26 protein-coding genes are annotated in these 21,022 nt (G+C 31.3%); all 26 read right to left on the minus strand.

Features of this window, described 5'->3' with window-relative positions:
* Positions 1-77: 77 nt before the first annotated feature.
* Entirely contained in the window at positions 78-1,736 is a 1,659-nt protein-coding gene (locus tag KGF45_RS03050; RefSeq protein WP_227841794.1) for a glycine-rich protein, read from the minus strand.
* Positions 1,737-1,869: 133 nt separating this feature from the next.
* On the minus strand, positions 1,870-2,052 hold the full coding sequence (locus KGF45_RS03055; RefSeq protein WP_227841795.1) for a hypothetical protein: 183 nt from the start codon (positions 2,050-2,052) through the stop codon (positions 1,870-1,872).
* The gene (locus KGF45_RS03060; protein ID WP_227841796.1) at positions 2,052-2,348 is read right to left on the minus strand and encodes a hypothetical protein; all 297 of its coding nucleotides are present in this window, start codon (positions 2,346-2,348) and stop codon (positions 2,052-2,054) included. Before KGF45_RS03060 ends, KGF45_RS03055 begins: the two co-directional genes overlap by 1 nt.
* 13 nt (positions 2,349-2,361) lie before the next feature.
* A complete protein-coding gene (locus KGF45_RS03065; protein ID WP_227841797.1) occupies positions 2,362-4,050 on the minus strand; it encodes a glycine rich domain-containing protein in 1,689 nt (562 codons plus the stop codon).
* Positions 4,051-4,063: 13 nt separating this feature from the next.
* Positions 4,064-4,864, minus strand: a complete 801-nt coding sequence (locus tag KGF45_RS03070; RefSeq protein ID WP_227841798.1) for a phage tail protein — start codon at positions 4,862-4,864, stop codon at positions 4,064-4,066.
* Positions 4,857-5,504 carry a YmfQ family protein gene (locus KGF45_RS03075; RefSeq protein ID WP_227823434.1) on the minus strand — a complete coding sequence of 216 codons (648 nt, stop codon included), beginning with the start codon at positions 5,502-5,504 and terminating at the stop codon, positions 4,857-4,859. Before KGF45_RS03075 ends, KGF45_RS03070 begins: the two co-directional genes overlap by 8 nt.
* On the minus strand, positions 5,501-6,634 hold the full coding sequence (locus KGF45_RS03080) for a baseplate J/gp47 family protein (protein WP_227841799.1): 1,134 nt from the start codon (positions 6,632-6,634) through the stop codon (positions 5,501-5,503). The genes KGF45_RS03075 and KGF45_RS03080 overlap by 4 nt, the downstream gene beginning before the upstream one ends.
* Positions 6,635-6,642: 8 nt before the next feature.
* Positions 6,643-7,101 (minus strand): DUF2634 domain-containing protein, encoded by a 459-nt coding sequence (locus KGF45_RS03085; protein ID WP_227841800.1) that lies wholly within the window; start codon positions 7,099-7,101, stop codon positions 6,643-6,645.
* On the minus strand, positions 7,079-7,441 hold the full coding sequence (locus KGF45_RS03090) for a hypothetical protein (protein WP_227841801.1): 363 nt from the start codon (positions 7,439-7,441) through the stop codon (positions 7,079-7,081). Before KGF45_RS03090 ends, KGF45_RS03085 begins: the two co-directional genes overlap by 23 nt.
* Complete coding sequence (locus tag KGF45_RS03095; protein WP_227841802.1) at positions 7,434-8,396, minus strand: XkdQ; 963 nt, start codon at positions 8,394-8,396, stop codon at positions 7,434-7,436. Before KGF45_RS03095 ends, KGF45_RS03090 begins: the two co-directional genes overlap by 8 nt.
* Complete coding sequence (locus tag KGF45_RS03100) at positions 8,393-9,064, minus strand: LysM peptidoglycan-binding domain-containing protein (RefSeq protein ID WP_227841803.1); 672 nt, start codon at positions 9,062-9,064, stop codon at positions 8,393-8,395. The genes KGF45_RS03095 and KGF45_RS03100 overlap by 4 nt, the downstream gene beginning before the upstream one ends.
* A 58-nt stretch (positions 9,065-9,122) precedes the next feature.
* Entirely contained in the window at positions 9,123-9,518 is a 396-nt protein-coding gene (locus tag KGF45_RS03105; RefSeq protein WP_227841804.1) for a hypothetical protein, read from the minus strand.
* A gap of 29 nt (positions 9,519-9,547) precedes the next feature.
* Positions 9,548-10,324: a hypothetical protein gene (locus tag KGF45_RS03110; RefSeq protein ID WP_227841805.1), complete on the minus strand. Its 777-nt coding sequence runs from the start codon at positions 10,322-10,324 to the stop codon at positions 9,548-9,550.
* Positions 10,325-10,405: 81 nt separating this feature from the next.
* Entirely contained in the window at positions 10,406-13,474 is a 3,069-nt protein-coding gene (locus KGF45_RS03115; RefSeq protein ID WP_227841806.1) for a phage tail tape measure protein, read from the minus strand.
* Positions 13,475-14,445: 971 nt separating this feature from the next.
* On the minus strand, positions 14,446-14,595 hold the full coding sequence (locus KGF45_RS03120) for a hypothetical protein (protein WP_207670996.1): 150 nt from the start codon (positions 14,593-14,595) through the stop codon (positions 14,446-14,448).
* A gap of 272 nt (positions 14,596-14,867) precedes the next feature.
* The gene (locus KGF45_RS03125) at positions 14,868-15,743 is read right to left on the minus strand and encodes a hypothetical protein (protein WP_227841807.1); all 876 of its coding nucleotides are present in this window, start codon (positions 15,741-15,743) and stop codon (positions 14,868-14,870) included.
* Between the two features lie 200 nt (positions 15,744-15,943).
* The gene (locus KGF45_RS03130; RefSeq protein ID WP_227841808.1) at positions 15,944-16,432 is read right to left on the minus strand and encodes a phage tail assembly chaperone; all 489 of its coding nucleotides are present in this window, start codon (positions 16,430-16,432) and stop codon (positions 15,944-15,946) included.
* Between the two features lie 82 nt (positions 16,433-16,514).
* Positions 16,515-16,928: a phage tail tube protein gene (locus KGF45_RS03135; protein WP_077726382.1), complete on the minus strand. Its 414-nt coding sequence runs from the start codon at positions 16,926-16,928 to the stop codon at positions 16,515-16,517.
* Positions 16,929-16,943: 15 nt separating this feature from the next.
* A complete protein-coding gene (locus KGF45_RS03140) occupies positions 16,944-18,365 on the minus strand; it encodes a phage tail sheath subtilisin-like domain-containing protein (RefSeq protein WP_227841809.1) in 1,422 nt (473 codons plus the stop codon).
* Between the two features lie 3 nt (positions 18,366-18,368).
* Positions 18,369-18,572 carry a hypothetical protein gene (locus tag KGF45_RS03145; RefSeq protein WP_227841810.1) on the minus strand — a complete coding sequence of 68 codons (204 nt, stop codon included), beginning with the start codon at positions 18,570-18,572 and terminating at the stop codon, positions 18,369-18,371.
* Positions 18,573-18,584: 12 nt separating this feature from the next.
* A complete protein-coding gene (locus KGF45_RS03150; RefSeq protein WP_227841811.1) occupies positions 18,585-19,409 on the minus strand; it encodes a hypothetical protein in 825 nt (274 codons plus the stop codon).
* A complete protein-coding gene (locus KGF45_RS03155) occupies positions 19,410-19,685 on the minus strand; it encodes a hypothetical protein (protein ID WP_077707432.1) in 276 nt (91 codons plus the stop codon). It abuts the gene before it with no gap.
* A gap of 2 nt (positions 19,686-19,687) precedes the next feature.
* The gene (locus KGF45_RS03160; protein WP_227841812.1) at positions 19,688-20,098 is read right to left on the minus strand and encodes a hypothetical protein; all 411 of its coding nucleotides are present in this window, start codon (positions 20,096-20,098) and stop codon (positions 19,688-19,690) included.
* 12 nt (positions 20,099-20,110) lie between these two features.
* Entirely contained in the window at positions 20,111-20,494 is a 384-nt protein-coding gene (locus KGF45_RS03165) for a hypothetical protein (RefSeq protein WP_227841813.1), read from the minus strand.
* Entirely contained in the window at positions 20,491-20,808 is a 318-nt protein-coding gene (locus KGF45_RS03170; protein WP_227841814.1) for a hypothetical protein, read from the minus strand. Before KGF45_RS03170 ends, KGF45_RS03165 begins: the two co-directional genes overlap by 4 nt.
* A 2-nt stretch (positions 20,809-20,810) precedes the next feature.
* On the minus strand, positions 20,811-21,011 hold the full coding sequence (locus KGF45_RS03175; RefSeq protein WP_227841815.1) for a hypothetical protein: 201 nt from the start codon (positions 21,009-21,011) through the stop codon (positions 20,811-20,813).
* Positions 21,012-21,022 lie beyond the last annotated feature (11 nt).

The raw sequence follows: 21,022 nt of genomic DNA on the forward strand, positions 1-21,022 counted from the left end.
ATCTAAGTCTTATAAAAAATTCTTAATGCTATTATTCTATATTTGGTTTATCTGTTTAATCTTTTTATTTCTGCTTTTTACTCATATGCTCTCCAAGTAAACACTCCACCGCTTCTAACTTCAACATCATCACACCTAGGTCCGTCATCTGAATTAGATAATACAAGTTTAAATGAATTAGATGTTATGTTACTTATCTTAATAATTCCTTTTGCATAATAAGCAGCTCCTTCAATTTTTTCTGCTCCTAAATTAATATCATTTAGATTAGAAATATTACTAAATAAAATACTGTCTCCTTTTGAAGTCCAAGCTGGTAAGGTATTAATTATAATTATACTTGGTACAAAATCTAAATTCATTAATATATCTAAAGTAGCAGATTCCTTTTGCCCTTTTATATAAAAATTATAGTTGTCATATGCTGTGAAAGTGTAACTACCAGTTGCCAATCTCTTTCTTTGTTTTATCTTATTATTTAACTGTGTTATATTATTATTCTTTTCAGTTAATTGATTTTTTAAATCCTGTACACTAGCATCTGAACTATCAAAAGATTGCTTTATCTTCTCTGACAATTCCACTAAAGAATTATTTAAACTTGATTCAATATTTTTTAATGCTAATACATTTATGATAGAAGTTTTACCATTTATTAAGCCATGTTTCATTTCTTTAACTTTACTTGCTATATCTTGTAGACTGGCATCATCACCTAATGGCATTATATTCTTACTTATACTTACAACTTTTTCTGCTGTAGCATTAGCACTGTCTGTAACAACTATTTTAAGCGTGTGTAGTGCATTATCTTCTAATGTGTAGTTAATTGTTTTCTCTGTTGTTAAATCGGTTGTAATAGTTTCTTTTAAGACATCATCTATAAATACTTCTATTTTAGTTAATAATGTGGGGTCTGTGTGGTCTGCCTTAAATGTTACTTGTGTGGAATTATATGAGGATATATTCAAAAATGGTAATGCTTGTAGTAATGTTATTTTAGCATAACCATCAGTATTTAAATCACTCCCACCATTAATCAAATTAGTGTTTTCAAGATAATACTCAGATGTCGGTGTATAGTTTTTAGGTTTGTGACTGTTTTTAGTTAAAACATAACCACTTCCTCCTCCTCCTCCACATATTAAAGGACTGCCAGCACCACCATACCAACCACCTCCGCCTCCATATTTACAAGAATGCATATAGCCAGCAGTATAAGTTCCACCTACACCAAAATAAGAGTCATTATAAAAATTTTGACCTCTACATCCATCGTATTGACCAGCACCAGGCGAATAATAATCCTTATAACTGTTACCATTACTACCTAATTGACCACCACCATTTCCACCTTCACCATTATTAAGAGTAGAAGAACCTCCACCTCCTGCAACAATTATACGTGAATGTAGGCCTTTAGTACTATTCCACACACCATCAACAAGTCTTATATCAGTAGCTCCACCTCCTGAAACACTACTACCAAGACCACCACCGTTAAATTCAGGTTCTGAAGTAGGACTAGATTTACCACATCCACCAACATAAACAAACAAAACAGTTTGTTTTTTTAGTGTAAGTTCACCAACAGAATAGCCACCTTTGGCACCACCCCCAAAATCTAATCCTTCTTTACCACCACTGGCACCCCAACACTCTAACTTATATTTACCAGGTTTTAATGTAACACTTTGTTCACTTCCTGTATAATTAAATTCATAAACTGTTGCCATTTAATCCACCTCTTTCTTAATTTATGGTTTTATTGTACCTAATTTTAAAACTACAAACGTCTGCAAAGTGTAGATGAAGTGTAGGCAAAATGTAAATGAATTTATATATTTTTATTATAAAAAAGGACATTACCTATTTTGTAGGTTCTGTTCCTTCCACTACTCCACTTTCTCTAATTATATAATCCTCTACTGCTTTTCTGTACTCTGTGTTAGTAACATCATCTAATTCAAATTCTCGATTTTTTAAAGGATTCAATCCTTTGTTTAAAATTCTCTCTGCCAATATTCTTACTACAACATTATTTATATTCATTATAAAATTCCTCCTCCGATTTCTTGATTTGTTAATAAAAGTAATTGATTTTCTAACTCTTGTTTTTCTTTTTCTGCTTCACTTACATATACTGGTATTTCTTCTAAAATTGGTTGCTTATTTTCTATGTCTATACTTGTAATTCTATTTCTTGTATAGTCTATACTTCCATATGGAATATCAATGCAATGTAATTCTGTTATTGTATCATGTTGTAATATATCTCCTGTTGCTTCTCCTGTTTGCAAGAGTATTTTGCCTGTTTGGTCACATATAATTCTATTTGCTCTATTCACTTTATCACCCCATTTATATAAATTTTATAGCGTGCCATCTATAATGAAGATTAAAATAATTATTAGATGCAGGAATACATACTCCATTTTGATTAATATATACATCACGTTCATTGTTGGTACATACTATACCAGCAGCTCTAAAATCTACATTATCTAGTTTTTCTTTAGAAAAACTAGTATCAATAGTAAAATCTTTCTCATTTGAAAAAGCAGGTATATTACAAATAGCAAAAACTACACATTTATAGAATACGCTATTGACAGTAACATTTTCATGTTCAGCATAAAAAATATTGGGAATAAAACCTAAATTATCAATTTTAATCCAATCATTAATATTTCTATCAAATGTATTTCCATATATACCACCATACATATTTGCTTTTCCTGAGAATTTTTGAACTTCAGTTGTCCCTGTTGCATATTTATACTTAGAATTTAATTGTGTTATAGTATTGTTAGCTTGAATTAACTGGTTCATCAAATCTTCAATACTAGCATCTCCACTATCAAATGATGCCTTTATTTTCTCTGATAATTCTACTAGTGTATTGTTTAAAGATGAATCTATATTCTTTAATGCTAGAATATTTATAATACTGGTTTTACCATTCTTAAACCCTTCTCCAATCTCTGTTAACTTAGTTGATATATCTTGTAAATTAGCATTAGTTGGCAGTGGCATTATACTCTTACTTATAGTAACAACTTTCTCATAAGTCATGTTATTAATATCTGTAACAACTATTTTAAGTGTATGAAGTGCATTATCTTCAAGTGTATAGTTAATAGTTTTTTCTAAGTATAAATCTGTAGTAAAAGCTTCTTTTAATACATCATCTATAAACCATTCAATTTTAGATAGTTTATTTTCTTCTGTATGTCCTGCTGTAAAAACAGCCTGTTCTGATGTATAAGAACTAATAACGAGAAAAGGTAATCCTTGCAATAATGTTATTTTAGCTTTTCCATTTTCTTCTGCAATGCCTCCACCAACAGTCATAGAAGTATTTTCTAGCCAATATTCTTTGGTTGGTATATATCCAGCTGGTTTATAACTATTTTCTGTTAAAACATAGCCACTTCCACCACCTGCATTATAACCGCTCCCACCTCCATACCATCCGCCACCTCCACCGCCATAATTTTCTCTTGAACTAGCTGATACAGCACTTCCACCTTTTCCAAAAGAGCCATCTAATCCTACTTGGCCTTTACCACCATTAGTTTGAGTTCCTTTGCTATCTGCTTTAGAACCATCACCTCCAGCGTCTCCACCACCATCTCCACCTTTTGTTTCAAAATTATTTCTACCACCTCCACCTGCGACAATAATACGAGAAAGTAAACCTTGTTCATTATCCCAAGAACCACCAATAAGTCTTATATCTGTTGCTCCGCCACCATTGCAATACAGTGTTTCTCCATTAGAAAGTCCTTCATGCATCATTGCTTTTCCTCCACCATTAAATGTAGGAGCATAATTGGAACCTTTCTCACCAGTGTAAATGTACAATGCTGTCTCTTTTTTTAATGTAAGTTCTCCTTTTGAATATCCTCCTTTAGAGCGCAAGTTAGTATCAGTTATTTTGCAACCTCCACCACCAGCTGCTCCCCAACATTCAAGTAAATACTTTCCTGGTGGCAAAACAACTTTTTGTTCTCCATATTTATAGTTAAAGTCATAAATCTTAGCCATTTTATTCTCCTTTCTAGATAGGTAACATATTATTTATTGTATTTATGTTAACCCCATTAAATCCTTCTATCTTTGCAACCACTTCATCTATTGCCCCTTGGACATTGGTAGAATTTAGTTTACTTACTGTATTATCATAACTTGTTTTCTCTGCTGTTGTTTCTATACTATCTACACTAGTTTTTACCTCATTCAATGCACCAACAAGACTAGTTTTATCTGTTGTAGTAAGTTGTGTTGTATCCCCTATTTTGTTGTTTAACTCTGTTTTAGCAGTTTCTAAGTTGCTTGTTAATTCTGTTTTAGTTGTATCAATTTTAGTGTCTAGTTTATTAATATTTGTTAATATTTTTTCTTCATCTTTTTTAGTTAGAAAAATAGCTGTAGGGTCAACAACTAATGTCACTTTCTCTACATTAGATACCTCTATGATAAATTTCAAATACAAATCTTTCATAGCTCCATTATCAACTTTTGGCTTGTAAGTTTCGGGGCTTTTGCAAATTGCAATCATATCTCCTTCATTATCTATAAGACCCATTTCTCTAACTGTAAATCCGCCTATCGAACCAGGAATACATGCTGTTGCAATAATCCAGTTAGGATTATTCTCATCATTATCAAAAGCGTTTATATTACCTTCCCAAACTTTATTTTTTAATGTTGTTTGGTCTTCTGTTGGATTATAATAATTTCCTCCACCATCACCTGCTTGAATCTTTTCTAATACTACTGGCTTACCTAACATTCCTGCATTGGCAATCTTAGCTTTACCTATATTTGTTAGTATTGTGTAAAATTGTTCATCAGCCATTTATACCACCTCCTTTTGGATATACTGTTAATGTTTCTGAACTCATGTTATGAGCTAGTGCAAACTTGGCTTTAACACTTGCTTTTACTTCTTTACTTGTATAAGGATATACTGTTATTTCTTCACTCATAATTGTTGTTTGTGCAAAATAAGTTCTACTTTTTAATAGAGATACTAACTTATAGCTTACAGATAAATGAGAAGGTTTTATAACATTTACTCTTTTATATAAATCTTCTAAGCTTCTAGGAAAACCTTGAGTACTGGTTAATTCAACACCAAAAGTGTATGGAGCTATGTTTTCATTTATTTTTATATCTGCACCTGTATAAGATTGAAGTATCATAGACATCCTTTTAGGTGTCATGATATATTTACTTTGAAGTTTAGCAATGACTTTTCTTCTTCTAGTTTCCATATCTTCATCTAAATTAGTAATCAATCCTACTCTATTTTCCCAAAAGTTTAAACCCCATGTTGCAGTTTGAGGAAATAATTGTAACTCTATTTCTTTATTTAATAATTCTAGATTATCAAATTCGCTTCCTATAGCTTCATATATAGAGTTCATAACTAAAGATTGTTCATAGATAGGAGATAATGTTAGAAGCATTTCTCTACCTTTTTTAGAAGTTATCATACTATCACCTCATTGACTATTTCCCCCACTCCAACAACTTGGTCTTGTAATTTTATATTTTCTTTTGCATCATTTATAGTAAGATTAGAAAAGTCCTGTATTCCTTCGTCTGTCAACATCATAGAACCCACTATCGCCTGTATAGCATTGTATGAAACTGTCCCTCCTAAATCAATCTTATCTAAATATTTATCTATCTTAGTTTTTAGATTGCTTAGTACAGTTTCCTCATTAAAGTTACTATTAAATATAAAACTAGCTTTTACATTAATAAGTAGCGTTTCGGGTGTTACAACTGTAACTAATGCACCAATAGGAGCTTTTCCATCTCGATTTTGACCTTCTTCTATATTCAATGGATATATATATTCTTGGACCTTATTTATCAATTCTTGCGTTGCTGCTTTTCTATTTTTATCTAGTATTAATACTTTTACTGTCCCTGCTCCATTCCATTCGGGAACTACATAAGCGTATCCAACTCCATCGACTTCTTTAGCCCACCTTATATAATCTGAACTGGCTCCACTAAGTTTGTCTTCTTGCTCTGCTACAAGGACTCTTTCTCTAAAATGTTCTTCATCTTCTATATCTGTTCCACCTTTGAAATCTTTATTAGTAACTGATTTAACACCATTAATAGAACCTAGTAAAACGGATACACTACCTTTAGACACATTCCCTATAATTCCTGCAACTCTACATTCTGCTTTAATATCTACTGTTCCATTTTCTCCTATAGTTTTAGTTTCAAGAATCTCAAATTCTATGCTCTGTTTTTCATCTGTAGCTATAGTTGTAACAATAGTTCCTTTTGTAATTATAGTTCCTTGAATACCTGTAAATGTAATAACTCCAGTAGCCTTAGTTGGTTGATTTTTAAACACTCCCTTGCATTCTCCTAACCATTCTAAATAAGTTCCATAAGAGGTCTGAGGAAATGCAATCTTTAAATTATTTTGTAGCCCTAGTTGTTTTAATTCGGCTATCTGCTCTGCTGTAGGTCTTGTTGCATCATATATAAAATCTCCCTCTAAAGTACTCACATCTTGAAAGTTACTTAGCATCCTTTCATGTACAGAGTCTTCATCTTCTATCAAAAAATTTGGTATAGGTAGCTCTCTTTCCATGTAATCACCTACCTTTTTATATTGCCATCAATTACTATATTTTCATCATCTATTGTCAATACATTAAATTCATACTCTACTAACCTGCTATTCTCCAACCAATTAAAACTAAACTCTCCTACTTCTTTTGTGTAAGGATGCACTAAAATAGTTTCTTTTATTAATCTAGTTATTTCAAGCTCTTTTGCACTTTGAGATAAGTTACTGGCAATTAAGTCTTTTATTTCACTTCCATAAATGTTTGTATAAGCTGCTTTTTTGTATCTAGGTGTTAATATAGCCTTTTGACACCATTGTTTATATGCTTGAACTTTATCACATCTTTTTAATGTTCCATCTGCATTTTTAACAAATTCACCTTTTATAAAGTCAAATAAAAAAGAACCCTTTAGGTCCAGTTCATTCTCATCATTATTTTTTAATTCTACAGTTTCAAAGTTTTCATTAACTGGAAATAGGTTTGGCATTTACAACCCTCCCAATTACTACAAATTCAGCTCCCATAATAGTTACTAACACCTTATCACCTATACTTAGTGGCTTTAATTCTTTTGGAGTTTCTATTTTATGTTTATGCTTATATTCTCCGCCTAAAGCTTCATCTGAAAAAGTAAAATAATCTTCTTTTAACATAAGATTCTCTAATACTAGATAATCCTGTATTTCATCTTTATAGCCACTAACTTTAAGCCCATTTGATGTTATTTCTCCAAGCTCACAACCCATTCCAAAGACTCCATCATTAACACTTTTATTCATTTTTTCCTTTAATATTCTAGCAACTCCATTAAATCTAGTATCAGTCATTTGTATAAAACTTCCTCCTTATATATTCTAAAGTCCCTATATTGAGCTTCATTTTCGGTTTAGAATCTAGTGTATGAGTAACATCTATAACATAATACTCCTTACCTTTTAGAGATACCTTATCACCTGCACGTATCCTATTTATATCCACTACACAATCAACGCTTATTGTTTCTTCACCCGAATTAAACATTGCTTCTGCTGCTTTCTTGGCTTCTTTAGCATTTTTTATCTTTTCATCTTGCTTAATCTTTTGTAGAGTTCCAAACTTATCAGCATCTTTTTTATATGTCCCAATTATAGGTGCTTTTGTATTTTCATCTTTACTCTTTCCTAAAACTTTTACACTTGTTACTGCATCATTAAAACTACTTGTAAAGTTTGCATCTTCTAATATACTATCTAATTTATATACATTTACATTACTACCAAGCTTAAATAATTTCAATTTATTATCCATTCTTATTCTAAATAAGTCTCCACCCTTACTTGCTGTTTCTTTTAAGTCCTTTTTTATCATATCTAAGATATTAGTCTTATGTATTACTTTAGCAAGTTTCTTCCCTGTGTTAGCTAAGTTGTAATATGGTATATTCCATTGTTTACAGTAGTACTCAATCCTCTGTGTCGCTGTATTTTCTTTAAACGAGTATTGTTCTTCACTTTCTTCCATGTAAACTGTTCTTTCTCTGCAAGACAATGTCAGATTCTTGCTCTTTTCACTTCTTCTAGTTTCCCATACTACTCCCTCAAAGATAGTTTCCTCTTTTTTACTCTCATATGCTATATCAATAAGAACTATCTTATCACCTTTTTTTATATTTATATCTTGTAATTGCTTAGGCTCTACTAAAGATACATCCATTTTATATGCAACCCCGTCTATAGCTTCACTTAACGTTATTCCCTCGTTAAAATTTGCAATATCATATTTTCCATTTAGTATTATTTTCATTTGCTAGGTATCACCAACTTTTGTCCTTTTTTAATCACATTAGGATTTTTACCAATGACTTTTTTATTTTCGGGTATATTGTAAATCTCTGGCCACCTTGAACCCTTACCTAAAAGATTTTTAGCTATCTTATATAATGTATCACTTGCTTTAACAGTATATATTTTTGGAGTGGTTTTATTGTTAGGTCTATTGTCCTTTAAATTTGTTTTAGTATTGCTCTTAGTTTCTTTTTTTAATGTCTCTATCTTCAGTTCTCTGTAAGTTCTAAATGTTATTTCAATGTCTCTATCTTCTTCTCTTCCTGCTGTTTGAGTATTGCTAAAGCTAGATATTGTAACTAACCCATTGTAGCCAAAACCAGTTATAATAAGTCTTAAAGGTTCGGCTTGGTCTACCCATTTTTCAAGCATTGACACTACTTCGATTGGATTTTTTAACTCACTGTATCTGCAATAAGAAGCATCATATTGAAAAGGTAAAAATGTTTTAAATGATATTTCTCTTATCTTCTCTCCTTCTTTTTTAATGTCAAATTCACCTAGGTTTACTATATCTACAGTTTCAAATCTTTTTTCTTTTTTAATAGATAAACTATCAAGTGGAGTTACTGGAAAATGAAAATCTATTTTTTCTTTTTCATTTTTTAGATAAATATCTATTACCAAGTTATCACCTCTTTTTACAATAAAAAGCACTTACTCTTAATAAGTAAATGCTTTTCTCCTATTCATATTCTTTTTCTAAAGCTTCATCAATGAGTTGCTGCACAAAAATGTTATCTATTTCTTCGTCTTCACTATTTGTTTCCCACTCCCAGCCACTTATACACCTAATTATATAGTCATCATACACTCCCAAATCATATACTCTAGATAGATTATTTATATTTATTTCTCCTAATCCTTCTACAAAATCAGTAAACCTCTTCAATTCATAAATTTTCTCATTTAGCATAACTAAGTAATCTTGATGCAATTCTTCGTTATATGTCTTGCATGTCAGCCATTCTGTATCAATGCTAAAAAGAGTTGGTTCAACTAAAGTTTCTTTTATACACTTTTTTATATGACTAGTTTTTATATTATCATCTAATATATATAATACCTCTTGTTTTTTCATATCTGCACTCCTTAAAAATGTCTATATTATTAGTTATTAAATGCTGGATGTAACCATACATTTTCTGCCATGTTCATAAATTCATCAGTTGTTGTAGCAATCCAATTTATACCCTGTAGCGTACTTCTACTATACTCAAACGACAAAACTTTTTGTTCATCTTTATTACCTGAACTGTCAATTAAATTTGCTACAAACCAAAATTGATATTGCGTGATACTACTTGAATATTTTTCATCTGTAGCTTTTATTATATTTTTTGCAGATAAAAAACCACTTTTTAACATATCCTTAGGACTAAAGTTATCCAATAGTTGCATTTTTATAACTACAATTTTATTGTTTTCGTCTAATTGTGTGTATTGAACATCTAATACACTACCTTTCTCCATAGTCTTTATTTCATTTTTTATATTAGTCCCTACATCATTATTATTATTATCTACATTATTTTCTTGACCCTTTTTAGCTTCTTCTTTTTTCTTGACTTCCTCTTGTGTTTTCTCTTCTTTTTCTTCATTTGTTTTATTTTTAGACTCATTATTGTCTGTATATGAAACTTGTTTAACTGGTGCAGAATCTTTGTTATCTAGACCTCTATTTGTAAAATAAATTGACCTAGTACAACTCATCGTTATCAGTGCTAAAAAACACCCTAATACGATTTTACCTTTATTTTTATTCCTTATAGCTTTCACTAGAAATTCAATCGAAAAAATAACTAGAGTAATTGGTAAAAAACATATTGCCATACAAGCTATAATAATCCTCATTAAAAGATTTAGGCTTTTAAATTTCTGCCACATAAAATTTCCCCCTCATAACTTTACATATTTTAACAATATTATATCATCTATGAAGGGGATTTTTTTAACAATAATTCGACATTATCCAATGTCTTGTAATGCTTCTCTTAATTCATTTTCTACTTGAGACATTATTTCTTGTATCATTTCTTCCTTGTTATTACTATTTTGAACATTGATAGATATTCCACCTAAATTTACAGTGTTATTAGAAGAATTAACACTGTTTGGTGTAGCTTCTTTATATTCTTTATTATCTGTATCTAAAACATTTGTGAGAGGAAATTGTCTAACATTATTTACAATATTAGAATAACTTCCTCCAATTTTTTGTGATGGAGTTGAGCTTAAACCTAACATTTTTCCTGTCTGTTCATACAAACTTAACGCTCGATTTCTTCTAGCATTTGATAAGGGAATAACCATTTCAGCTCCATCCTCTCCGCATATGGATGGTTTACTTGCAACTCCTCCTTCTGCAAAGTGACCAAATATATTACTTAGTATTCCACCACCTTCATTTACTGTCCTTTTAACTGTTGTTTGTGTAGTCTTAACATTAAAAGATGCACTTATTGGTGCTGAAACTGTTGCTCTTACACTATTCCAATAACTAACAACTTGGCTTGACATAGCACTAACTTGACTTACTACAGAGCTACACATAGTAGAAATAACACTTATTGCTGAACTACTTAAACTTGCGAAGGATGTTCTAGCTCCATTGTACATATTACTGCATGCTACTCTAACATTTGTTGATAACATATTAAAAGAAGTTGTAGCACCATTATAAAGACTCGAACCTGCTTCTCTTCCAACTTGAGCTAATTGACTAAAGCTTTGTTTAGCTCCATTATACATATTCGTCGCTCCTTGCTGAACTGTTGCAGTAGCTTGGTTAAATGCTGTGTCTATACCAGTTGTAAGGTTAGAACTATTGACTTGAGGAGTTGCATTATTTAAAGCATCTGTAACACCTTGTTGAGTTGCTACTCCTAATTCATTCCCTTTTTGCTGAACAGCTGGCACCCCTGCTTGAACTCCATTTACTACACCATTTGTCAAATCTGTACCTAATTGTTGTCCTGCTTGTTGTACAGCTGGGTTTTCTTGTGTTAGAGCATTTGCAACCTGTTGATTTGCTTGTTGAGCAGTTTGAGAAACTGAACCTTGTATTTGACTTGAAGCTTGAGCAAATATACTTCTTACAGTTTCTAAAGCTTTTGGTCCTTCTATTCCTAGATTATTTAGATTTTCTAAAACTTTAGATGTTTGACTTTCAATTGGGGAGCTGAAATCTACATTAGCAAATATTTGCCCCATTTCCCCATCCATTTTGCCTAATGCTTGTTGCATTTGTGGACCTATTTGGTTTATAGTTCCAAGCATACTATTTATTGCTCCATTCATACCATCCTTATTGAATCCACTTTTAAATGAATTAAATGTATCGCTTAAGCCTTGTTTTAGATTTGTTGTATCCAAAGCAGATGATGCTTGTGAGAAAATAGTTCTTAATGTGTCTATAGCCTGTGTTCCTTCTAATCCTAAACTATTTAAATTTTGCAATACTTTAGTTTTCTGCGCATCTATAGAAGAATTAAAATCCACTCCCTTAAAAATTTCGCTTGCTTTACCTCCTAGACCTTTTAAGGTTTCTAATGCTTGTGGTCCTGTTGTTTTCAATGAATTTAGCATTCCAGTCACTCCATCTTTTAGACCAGATACATTTGTTCCTTCTTTAAATGCATTAAAAGCATTACTTAAACCATTTTTAACATTATCAGAAGAACCAGCACCATATTTATTTATAAAATTCATTGTTTCTTGTATGCTATTTCTGTAATCTTCTGCATTTAATTTTCCTGCCTTAAAGGCGTCATCTAAGTTTTTAGTAATCTTTCCAACCTTTTCGTTAGGTTTCATATTAGCACTTACACCCGACAAAATCATAGCCATATTGTCATTCAAGCCTCTCATCATAGTAAGAGAACTTTCTCCCATACCATCTAAACTACCACTTAACGCCTTTGCTATTTCTCTTGACTTTCTTTCAGTTACATTTTTAGATTGTTCGAAAGCCACAGAAAAAGCTTTAGTCACTCCTTGTAATTGCTTTTGACTAGCAGTTTTCAACATAGATGTTGCATTTGAAGTTTCTCCTGCTATATCACTTAGTGCTTCTTTTGTATTTGTTTTAACCTCTGCCATAGTCTTACCAAATACATTTTTTATTCCAGACATCTTTTCATCCCAACTTTTATCTGATAGAGCTATTCCAATAGCTTCAACAACACCACCTAGGGTAGTTATTAAATTTCCAAAAACTAATTTTATTGTTCCTCCAACTCTTTCCATGAGTCCTGTTACAAAATCGCCAAAAACACCAAATCTCTCTTGCAAAGACATTATTGCTGTTTTATTATTAGAAATAGCAACAGACATTCCTGCAAAAGCTATAACTATAGCTCCTATAGCAACTGGTAGCAACATAGCACTTATACTTGTAGCTCCTATAACTGCTTTAAGTAATCTTAGTGACCTTATTGCACTACCAAAAGCAAAAGCTGTTTTAAGTACTAATATTGCTCCAACTACAGCCATTATACCGGGCAATAATACTTGAAATCCTGCTTTTATTTTATCGAAATTATTAACAAACTTTTGTACTACTCCAACTATAGCATCACCGATTTGTGGCATTTTCTTAATTAAATCTTCTACAAATTGGCGAGTCATAGGACCTAATTTACTTCCTACTGATATTCTTACATCATCAACAGCAGATTTTAAAAGTTCAAATTGTCCTGACAGGGTATCTAGCTTCATGTCAGCAATTCTCTTAGCTTCTCCTTCACTTTCTGCAATAGCTGTAGTTAACTTATTAAAATCACTTTCGCTAGCATTTACTACAGCCGCCCAACCTGCCATGGCTGTACGACCAAAAATAGAAGATATTGCAACGCCTTTTTCAACATCTTCTAATCCGCCTAATTTTTCTCTAAGACTTCCTATTGTTCCTGCTAAATCTAAACTTCCATCTTTATTTTTCTTTAATTCTATTCCATATTTTTTGATTGCAGATGCGGCTTCTGCTGGTGGCTTTATTAATCTAACTAGACCTCCTCTTAACGAAGTACCTGCCATACTCAAATTTGTTATCCTAGAAGCTTTTTATCTTCTAGCTCTTATAGTTTCCTATAAGTTCGGCATACATTTTCTACTTTGAATAAGTAGTCGGATACTCTTGGAGATATTATATTCTATTTCTAGTTTCAATCTCTATGCTCTACAATACTATAAAGATTTTAAAATTATAGTTATCTCGGTATTAACATATTCAATTAAATTAAACTTAGCCTTCACCGATTTTACCCAATTATAATTCTAAACATCACTATTTAGAACGGCAGTCTTATCTACCTTTAACAGATGCACTCGCCATTAGCCCTGTAGCTAATGAAAGGTCTTTCATAGATACGCCCAAAGCTCCACCCATAGAGCCAACATATTTGAATGTCTCCAATTTTGTTATCGCAAAGGTTCTTTATCCTTTACTTCTATATATTTCTATATAGTTCAGACTATATCTTTATCAAATTTAGAAATTCGATAGCTACTGTTCGTGGACATTTCAACATATAAAAATACTTTTACTTAGTATACTTTGTCTAGTCGTTACACGTTCTAGTCGTTTCCAAACTAGCTTCGCTCGGTATTCCCATATTAAAAAATTAACTTAGGGTTCACCGAATTAAATAGCTTTTACATGGGCAATACATTCACCCATGAGTTCAACACTTGTATTAGAATTAGTTATTGTTGCTGCCATTACGTCGACAAATTCAGTTGTATCATTTGCCGTTAAACCCAACGCAGTTAAACCATCCGTCACTATATCCATTCTGTTATACACTAAGCTCTTTATCTTAGCTTCTATATATTTCTATATAGTTCAGACTATTTCATCACCCTCGACTTTACGTTAGGGTGTGGGATTTCGTGGACTTTCATCATATCCATAAGGACTTAGATTACTAATCTAGTCGTTAAGCCTTTTACCTATTTCTAAATAAAGTGGCAATAGATTACCATATCCATTAAGGACTTAGGCTTCCCTATTTTAACCCCATATTTTTTACTATAAATCTCTCTATAGCTGTCCAATATACTTTAGACGTTAGTGCCAAATCTGTTCCTCCTGCTGCTGCCAAGTTAAGAACGTCAGGAATTGCTTTTATCATTTGACCAGACTTCCAGCCTGCCATCTTGCTTTATTATCTAAGCTCTTTATCTTAGAACTAAGGTTTCTCTTAGAGTTGGACTATCTCTTTACCCTCGTCTTTACGTTAGGGTAGTGGATTTCGTGGATATTTCAACATATAAAATTTAAATCTACTTAGCTTACTTTATCTAGTCTCTAAACCTTTTGTTTGTTTCCAAAACAAATTGGTAATTGATTAGCATATATAAATTTATATTTAGCTTTCCAATTTTAACCCACTATTTTTAACTATAGATTTCTCTATAGCTGAGCATGTTATATACCCATATAATAAAAAGCGTTCCCTGCGTCTGTTGCTGTAAATGAAGTTTCTCTCCCAAGTTGTCTAGCTTTTGCAGTTAAAGCTTCCATTTCTTTTCCTGTTGCTCCACTTACAGCTTGTGCATTTTTCATACTTTGTTCAAAAGTAGCAAATCCTTTTACAGCAGAACCTACACCAATTCCACCTATCAAAGCTCCTGCCACAGTAGCCAATTGAGCAAATTTACTAATAGCTCCACTCACAAAAGAGTTTATTTTCCCCGTAAGACCTCCAAGTGCTGAACTAGCTTCATCTCTAATCTTAACCACTGCTTCATATCTCTTGCCCACAAATTCTTGTAATTTATTTTTAGTTCGAGAAATAGTATTTATAGCTTCATCAGCTTGAGACTTTATTTTTATGATAGTATCAGCTTTTAAGTTCTGAATCTTAGCTTTCACTTTATCTATTATAGAACTAGTTTCGTCCTGCCCTCGAATTATCACGGGAGGTACAGGCTTAGCAACTTCTTTTATCTTATTATTAACTTTGTTAACAGTAGAACTCGCATTATCTGTAGCTTTCAACCTTGCTGTTACTGTCTTTCTAGCTTTATTAACATTATTACTAGCTCTATTGGCTACTGGACTCGCGTTATCTGTAGCTTTTATTCTAGCTGTAACAGTTTTTTTTGCTTTATTCATATTGTTATTAACTCTATTTACAACACTTGAAGCTTTATCTGTAGCTTTTATAGCAGGATTAACTTTTATTCTATTAAGTGTCTGCATCCTTTTTTCTGTCTGCTTCATGTATTTTTCCATAGCACTTAGTTTGCTTTTTGTTTCTCCGTCACCTTTTGCACTTATGACAACATCAATATGATACATTTCCTTTTTAGCTATTTCCCTCACCTACCTTTCTACACATATTTATTTTTTCATAGCTTTATTCTCTTGCTCTATTTCATTTTGAGTAAATACTTTCATTAAGCGTTGAGACATTAAATTTTTCTTAACATAAACATCTGGGGGAACATGATGTTTAACAAAGATGTTATTTAAAACAGTCAGTCGTCCCCCCATTTTTATTAGTTTTTTATATCATCATCACTTATCTCATCATAAAAGCCAGATAATTCCAATATTTGGTCGCTTATTTTGCTTAATTCTCCAGCTAAGAATTTTCTCTTTATAAATTCTCTAGCATTTGTTACTTTCATAGCATCAAGTAATTTTTGATTAGAAAAATTAGGTTTTACAGTTCCTTTTTCTATTAATGCTAGAGTAAACTCATCATCATTTAATTTTTCTTCTCTTCGCCCTTGGACCTTTACAATTTTAGTGCAATCTTTTCTTATTTTACTAATCTCTTTTTCTGTTAATGCTTTCAAAGTAATTGGTATTCCTAATCTATCTAAAAACACAGTTCTCTGAGGTACTGGTGAATCCTCCAATAGCTTTGCTATTATTTCATCCTCTTTCATCTTCAATCTATCTTCATTTGTTTCTTCTATTTCTTCATCTAAATCATTATCTTCTACTTCATTTTCTAACTCTCTTTTATATATCTCTGACATACTATTCCTCCAATATTTTTAATTTTAAAAAGCTACAAACAAAATTAATTGTTCATAGCTTTGAGTGCAGCACTGTTTTGTTTTAAAGCTCATTTAATAAATCATATCCTCTATAACTTCCTTCTAGCTCTATCTTTACATCTTCACCAGCTTTTGAATTTATAAGCGGTATTTTCTTTAATCTACAATTTTTTAATCTAATACTTTCATATCCCAGTGTTTGTGAGTTTGTTAATTTATATATTATTTCAAAAGATTTAAAACCTAACTTTGCGAATTTTGAGCTTACTTTATATCCACTTAAAGAGAATGAACCCTTAGTAGTCCCAACTCTTGATATTTCATTTTGACAACCTAACAGTTTGATACTTTGCTCATCTTGCTCAAAATCAGCTTTTATTTCTTCCATGTATAGCTCTTCTACACCATCAATAAGTATAACTACATCGGAACCATTCAGAAAACTGGCTTCTTCTATATAATCATCATTATACATAATTTATAACCTCCTTTATCCTAGGTATCCTGTACCATATATTTTTTTCATCACATCAACCTTAACAGCATCCCATTTCCAATAAAACTCATCAGCTTTGGCAGTTGCTTGAAGCTCTGTATCTATATCAACATTAAATTCAGATATAATACCTTGACTCATCAATTCTTCAAAATATTTCTTCAATGCACATATAACAGTTGTTTGACCTGTTGCATCATTAAATATCTTACCTACAAACTCTTTTCTTTTTAATGAAGTATCTTTATTTATAGTGTTAATAAACATGATATTAGAGATATATCCCATTGCTTCGTTTTTATCGTCTACATACTTTTTAAATGTGTTTACATCATCAACTATAATCACATCTCCATCATCAAAGTCTAAGATTAAAGTACCACTTTTCAAACACTCTTTAACTTCTGATTGACTTAATCTTGGTTCTACTTCTTCAAATATAGTCTTGGCATTACATATACTTCCTGTTATACCTTTGCTTACTGCCAATGCTCCTATATAAACAGCTACTTCACTAGGTGTATATTTTATTCCCTCATAATAAGCTGAACTTCCAATGTTAACTATATTTTCATCATTAAAACCTTTTGATTTATCATTTATCTGTTTTATATTATCCTCTTTTTTCCCACCTAGAAATAATAATATATCTTTTCCTAGCTCCTTATTTTTAGCTACCCACGCCTTTGTTGTTTCTTGCAAAGCTTCGTCAGCTACACCATCAAGTACAAAGCTATCAAAACTATATCTTTCAAATTCTTCTAGTGCTTTTAGATAAGACTCATTAGTAATAGATGTGCAACCATCATTACCACCTTCAAGTGCTACATTTACTAAGTTTGCTAGTGTTGTATCACTATCAGCTACTTTAGTTGCAATTACATATTCATTATCTAAGTTTGAATTTATTTCCAGCACTATTTCATCTATAGTACCTTTAATACTTGAACTGAATAACTGTTTAGTATTTTCAAAGAATATAAAGTCTTTCTTATCTGCATCAACTAAATTAGATTTTATTGTTACATTAAAGTTTCTAGCTGTTGGATACTTAGTTTCTAGCTTAATTACATCTTTTGCACTATTCTCTGTAGCATCTTTTAGTGTTAATGTACCCTTCTTTTGATTTCCATCTACAAGCCTATACAACAAGAGTTCCTTTACATTCCCTAACAAAGCTAATTTACCTAATTTGTAGGCTGAATAACTCATATCATCACCAAATAGAGTTTTAAGCTGTCTCAAATCATTTTTTATTGTTACAACCTTGCCAACTTCTCCCCAATTAGCCCTAATAGGCATTGCTAATCTACCCTTTAAACCTGTGTTTGTAGACTTTTCTGCTTGTGTTTTAAAGCGATTGTAAAAACCAGGTATTTCTTTTTTCTCTTTTTCATTCCATGTTCCAGTTGCCATATACTATTTCACCTCTCTTTCTAAAAACTCTTTTATTGCTTTCTCAAACTCTGATTTTGTAAGTTCTTCTTTCTTACAATTAAATAAAGCACCTGCAACTACTTCTTTCTTGTAGCCAAGTGCTTCACTATTTTTTAAGAAATCATTTTTCAAATATTTTTCTTCTTGCTTACTTACATTAATCTTTTTATTATTTGTTTCAGCCAATCCTTACACCTCCTATTTTAAATTTCCATTACTATAAATTTTATCCATAATAGGACCTTCTCTTTTTATCTTACCTATCATTTTGAACACAACTGTTAATTGTCCTGTTGTAAACATGTCTGATTCCCTATCCTCAACTACGCTAACAAGAGTTAAATACATATTCTTATCTTCTCTAAGCCTTACTCTCTTATCTATTATTAACTTAGTCTCTAATTCTTCAAGAAGCTTAACTATTTCATCTTTATTTTTACTTACAACATGACATTTCATAGTTTTAGTAATCTCAATCAAATGATAATTTATTCTTTTGTTTTCAACATTTATAGTTCGCCATAATGCGCATGGAGCTATAAAGTTTTTCTTCCAATTATCTTTGTAACTCTCGATTTCTAATAAATCTTTTGTGTACTTAGATAGAGCTTCTACCCATCTATCATTAGTTATATCCTCTTTATCATCTAAAGCTATTACACTAAATCTCAGACACCTTATTATAGCTTCCCATTCTTCGTCTATAACATCTTGACCAACTGCACCCTCATAAATACAAGTAAATACCTCGTTAGATGTATTATCTGTTATAGTTTTAAAATCTAAAGTTTCTATGACTTCTTTTGTAAGTTCATCTAGTTTATTAAATGTAGTCCTTTTCTCATATAACCAAATATTTATAGTCCTTCTAAAACCTATAACATTGCCTTCATTGTCAGCATCTTCACCTTGGACAATTACAATATAAGGTTTTATAGTTTTTTTATTAGGGACAGTTGGTTCATAACAATCTTTAATTCTTGGTATGTTCTCAATTAAGGCTTTTCTTATTCCTGCTCTCATTTATTTACTCCAACGATTAAACATTTCACTAATTACTTTCTTTTCTATAGACTTATCAATATCTTTTTTTACTATAAAGTCACCATTTAATTTTATTTCGTCACAAACAAGTTCCACTTTTATTATTGGTATACTGCAACCCTCAAAATCTAAATGTACAGAAGTAGCCTTATTAGAGAAGTCTACACCATCAATAATAAGCTTTCCTATTCTTTTTTCTTCACAATAATCAAGAGTAACATTTGTTAATTTCATATCATCTAAATTATCTTTCAATTTTAATCACTCCAATGTTTTTCTAATGCTTTACCTATTTTAGATATATTCTTACTAACTGTAGACTCTAAAGAATGTGTACCTTTGACGCCAGGATGTTGTACTTGTTTTACAGGATGTGAAGCTCCATTCCAAAATAAAGCTTTAGCATTTCTTGGTTTTATAATATGAGGTGCTGAACCTTCCTCTAAAACATTTCCATAGTCAACACCATGACCTAGACGAACAATATATTGGTTACCTCCACCTAGACTAGTTCCTGTTATACCTTGTCTTGCATTCCCTGTCCTATCAGTCCATTTTGCACTATTCTTAGCTTCTCCTTCTAACATAAAAGCTATATTCATACACAAAATTGGCATTGTAGCCTTTTTCTTATCAATTTCATTTATAGCTTTAGTAAACACACTCATAATAAATCACCTCTAATCTAGCTTTTCAAGACCACATATATAACCACAGATTTCACCTTCAACTACAATAGGATTTACATAGTTTAGTTTCATAGTGCCTTCAATACATTTAAATGTTATATCACTTTCAGTATTCAATCTTAAATCAGCTTCTTTATCTGCAACCATACCAAAGTTTTTATTTTTATAAGCTGTACCAATAGTTTCACTACTTATTACTGTATCATTAGTTTTTTCGGGATATATAACTACTGTTAGTTCTTTTACTTCATTTGTAATATCAATAGCTCCATCCACTATTTGTTTAATTTCCTGCTCTATAGTTATTGTTTGAGGATTTAAAGCTATTCCTCTATTGATAGTCTTTATTATCTTATCAGCTCTTAACTTTCTCATTGTCCATCAGCTCTTGTCATAGATGTTTTATATCCTGTGTTAGTTGTTTCATTCTTTGATTTTTCTTCTAAATAGTCAGTTTCATATATATCTGCTAGAGTCAACCAATATGAGCTGTTGCTAGACTTAGTTTCAATAGGACCTATTTTTATTTCATCGTCTGTAGCACCTTTTAATAAACAACCTCTCCATGAAGCTTTTAAAACATTATTCTCATTAGATTCTAATAACATCACAAGTTGTTCATCTGTAAAATAAGGATACTCTTCTTCTTGCAAATTGAGTTTTAGTTTATCTAAATCAGTAATAGACATATCTACTCACCATCTTTATTAAGAAGCTCATTATTATTCTTTTCTTCAACTTCTCCTATAACTTCTATATATCTCTTTTCTTCCATAAGCTCTTGGTCAGCTTTTCTAATCTTAAATATATCATCTATTTTGTAACAGTCATTATCATATTTTAAGTAAACTAAAGCTTTTACTTGCATTAAATTCTCTTTCTTTTTAGCCATAATATCACTCC

Origin of the sequence: Clostridioides sp. ZZV14-6154, assembly GCF_020657785.1 — a bacterium.
Taxonomy (GTDB): domain Bacteria; phylum Bacillota; class Clostridia; order Peptostreptococcales; family Peptostreptococcaceae; genus Clostridioides.

What these genes read in the sequence shown, in the direction of transcription:
- KGF45_RS03050 (WP_227841794.1), bottom strand. Translation starts at nt 1,736, where the DNA reads ATGGCAACAGTTTATGAATTTAATTATACAGGAAGTGAACAAAGTGTT.
- KGF45_RS03055 (WP_227841795.1), bottom strand. Translation starts at nt 2,052, where the DNA reads ATGAATATAAATAATGTTGTAGTAAGAATATTGGCAGAGAGAATTTTA.
- KGF45_RS03065 (WP_227841797.1), bottom strand. Translation starts at nt 4,050, where the DNA reads ATGGCTAAGATTTATGACTTTAACTATAAATATGGAGAACAAAAAGTT.
- KGF45_RS03070 (WP_227841798.1), bottom strand. Translation starts at nt 4,864, where the DNA reads ATGGCTGATGAACAATTTTACACAATACTAACAAATATAGGTAAAGCT.
- KGF45_RS03075 (WP_227823434.1), bottom strand. Translation starts at nt 5,504, where the DNA reads ATGATAACTTCTAAAAAAGGTAGAGAAATGCTTCTAACATTATCTCCT.
- KGF45_RS03080 (WP_227841799.1), bottom strand. Translation starts at nt 6,634, where the DNA reads ATGGAAAGAGAGCTACCTATACCAAATTTTTTGATAGAAGATGAAGAC.
- KGF45_RS03085 (WP_227841800.1), bottom strand. Translation starts at nt 7,101, where the DNA reads ATGCCAAACCTATTTCCAGTTAATGAAAACTTTGAAACTGTAGAATTA.
- KGF45_RS03090 (WP_227841801.1), bottom strand. Translation starts at nt 7,441, where the DNA reads ATGACTGATACTAGATTTAATGGAGTTGCTAGAATATTAAAGGAAAAA.
- KGF45_RS03095 (WP_227841802.1), bottom strand. Translation starts at nt 8,396, where the DNA reads ATGAAAATAATACTAAATGGAAAATATGATATTGCAAATTTTAACGAG.
- KGF45_RS03105 (WP_227841804.1), bottom strand. Translation starts at nt 9,518, where the DNA reads ATGAAAAAACAAGAGGTATTATATATATTAGATGATAATATAAAAACT.
- KGF45_RS03110 (WP_227841805.1), bottom strand. Translation starts at nt 10,324, where the DNA reads ATGTGGCAGAAATTTAAAAGCCTAAATCTTTTAATGAGGATTATTATA.
- KGF45_RS03115 (WP_227841806.1), bottom strand. Translation starts at nt 13,474, where the DNA reads ATGGCAGGTACTTCGTTAAGAGGAGGTCTAGTTAGATTAATAAAGCCA.
- KGF45_RS03120 (WP_207670996.1), bottom strand. Translation starts at nt 14,595, where the DNA reads ATGGCAGGCTGGAAGTCTGGTCAAATGATAAAAGCAATTCCTGACGTT.
- KGF45_RS03125 (WP_227841807.1), bottom strand. Translation starts at nt 15,743, where the DNA reads ATGTATCATATTGATGTTGTCATAAGTGCAAAAGGTGACGGAGAAACA.
- KGF45_RS03130 (WP_227841808.1), bottom strand. Translation starts at nt 16,432, where the DNA reads ATGTCAGAGATATATAAAAGAGAGTTAGAAAATGAAGTAGAAGATAAT.
- KGF45_RS03135 (WP_077726382.1), bottom strand. Translation starts at nt 16,928, where the DNA reads ATGTATAATGATGATTATATAGAAGAAGCCAGTTTTCTGAATGGTTCC.
- KGF45_RS03140 (WP_227841809.1), bottom strand. Translation starts at nt 18,365, where the DNA reads ATGGCAACTGGAACATGGAATGAAAAAGAGAAAAAAGAAATACCTGGT.
- KGF45_RS03150 (WP_227841811.1), bottom strand. Translation starts at nt 19,409, where the DNA reads ATGAGAGCAGGAATAAGAAAAGCCTTAATTGAGAACATACCAAGAATT.
- KGF45_RS03160 (WP_227841812.1), bottom strand. Translation starts at nt 20,098, where the DNA reads ATGAGTGTGTTTACTAAAGCTATAAATGAAATTGATAAGAAAAAGGCT.
- KGF45_RS03165 (WP_227841813.1), bottom strand. Translation starts at nt 20,494, where the DNA reads ATGAGAAAGTTAAGAGCTGATAAGATAATAAAGACTATCAATAGAGGA.
- KGF45_RS03170 (WP_227841814.1), bottom strand. Translation starts at nt 20,808, where the DNA reads ATGTCTATTACTGATTTAGATAAACTAAAACTCAATTTGCAAGAAGAA.
- KGF45_RS03175 (WP_227841815.1), bottom strand. Translation starts at nt 21,011, where the DNA reads ATGGCTAAAAAGAAAGAGAATTTAATGCAAGTAAAAGCTTTAGTTTAC.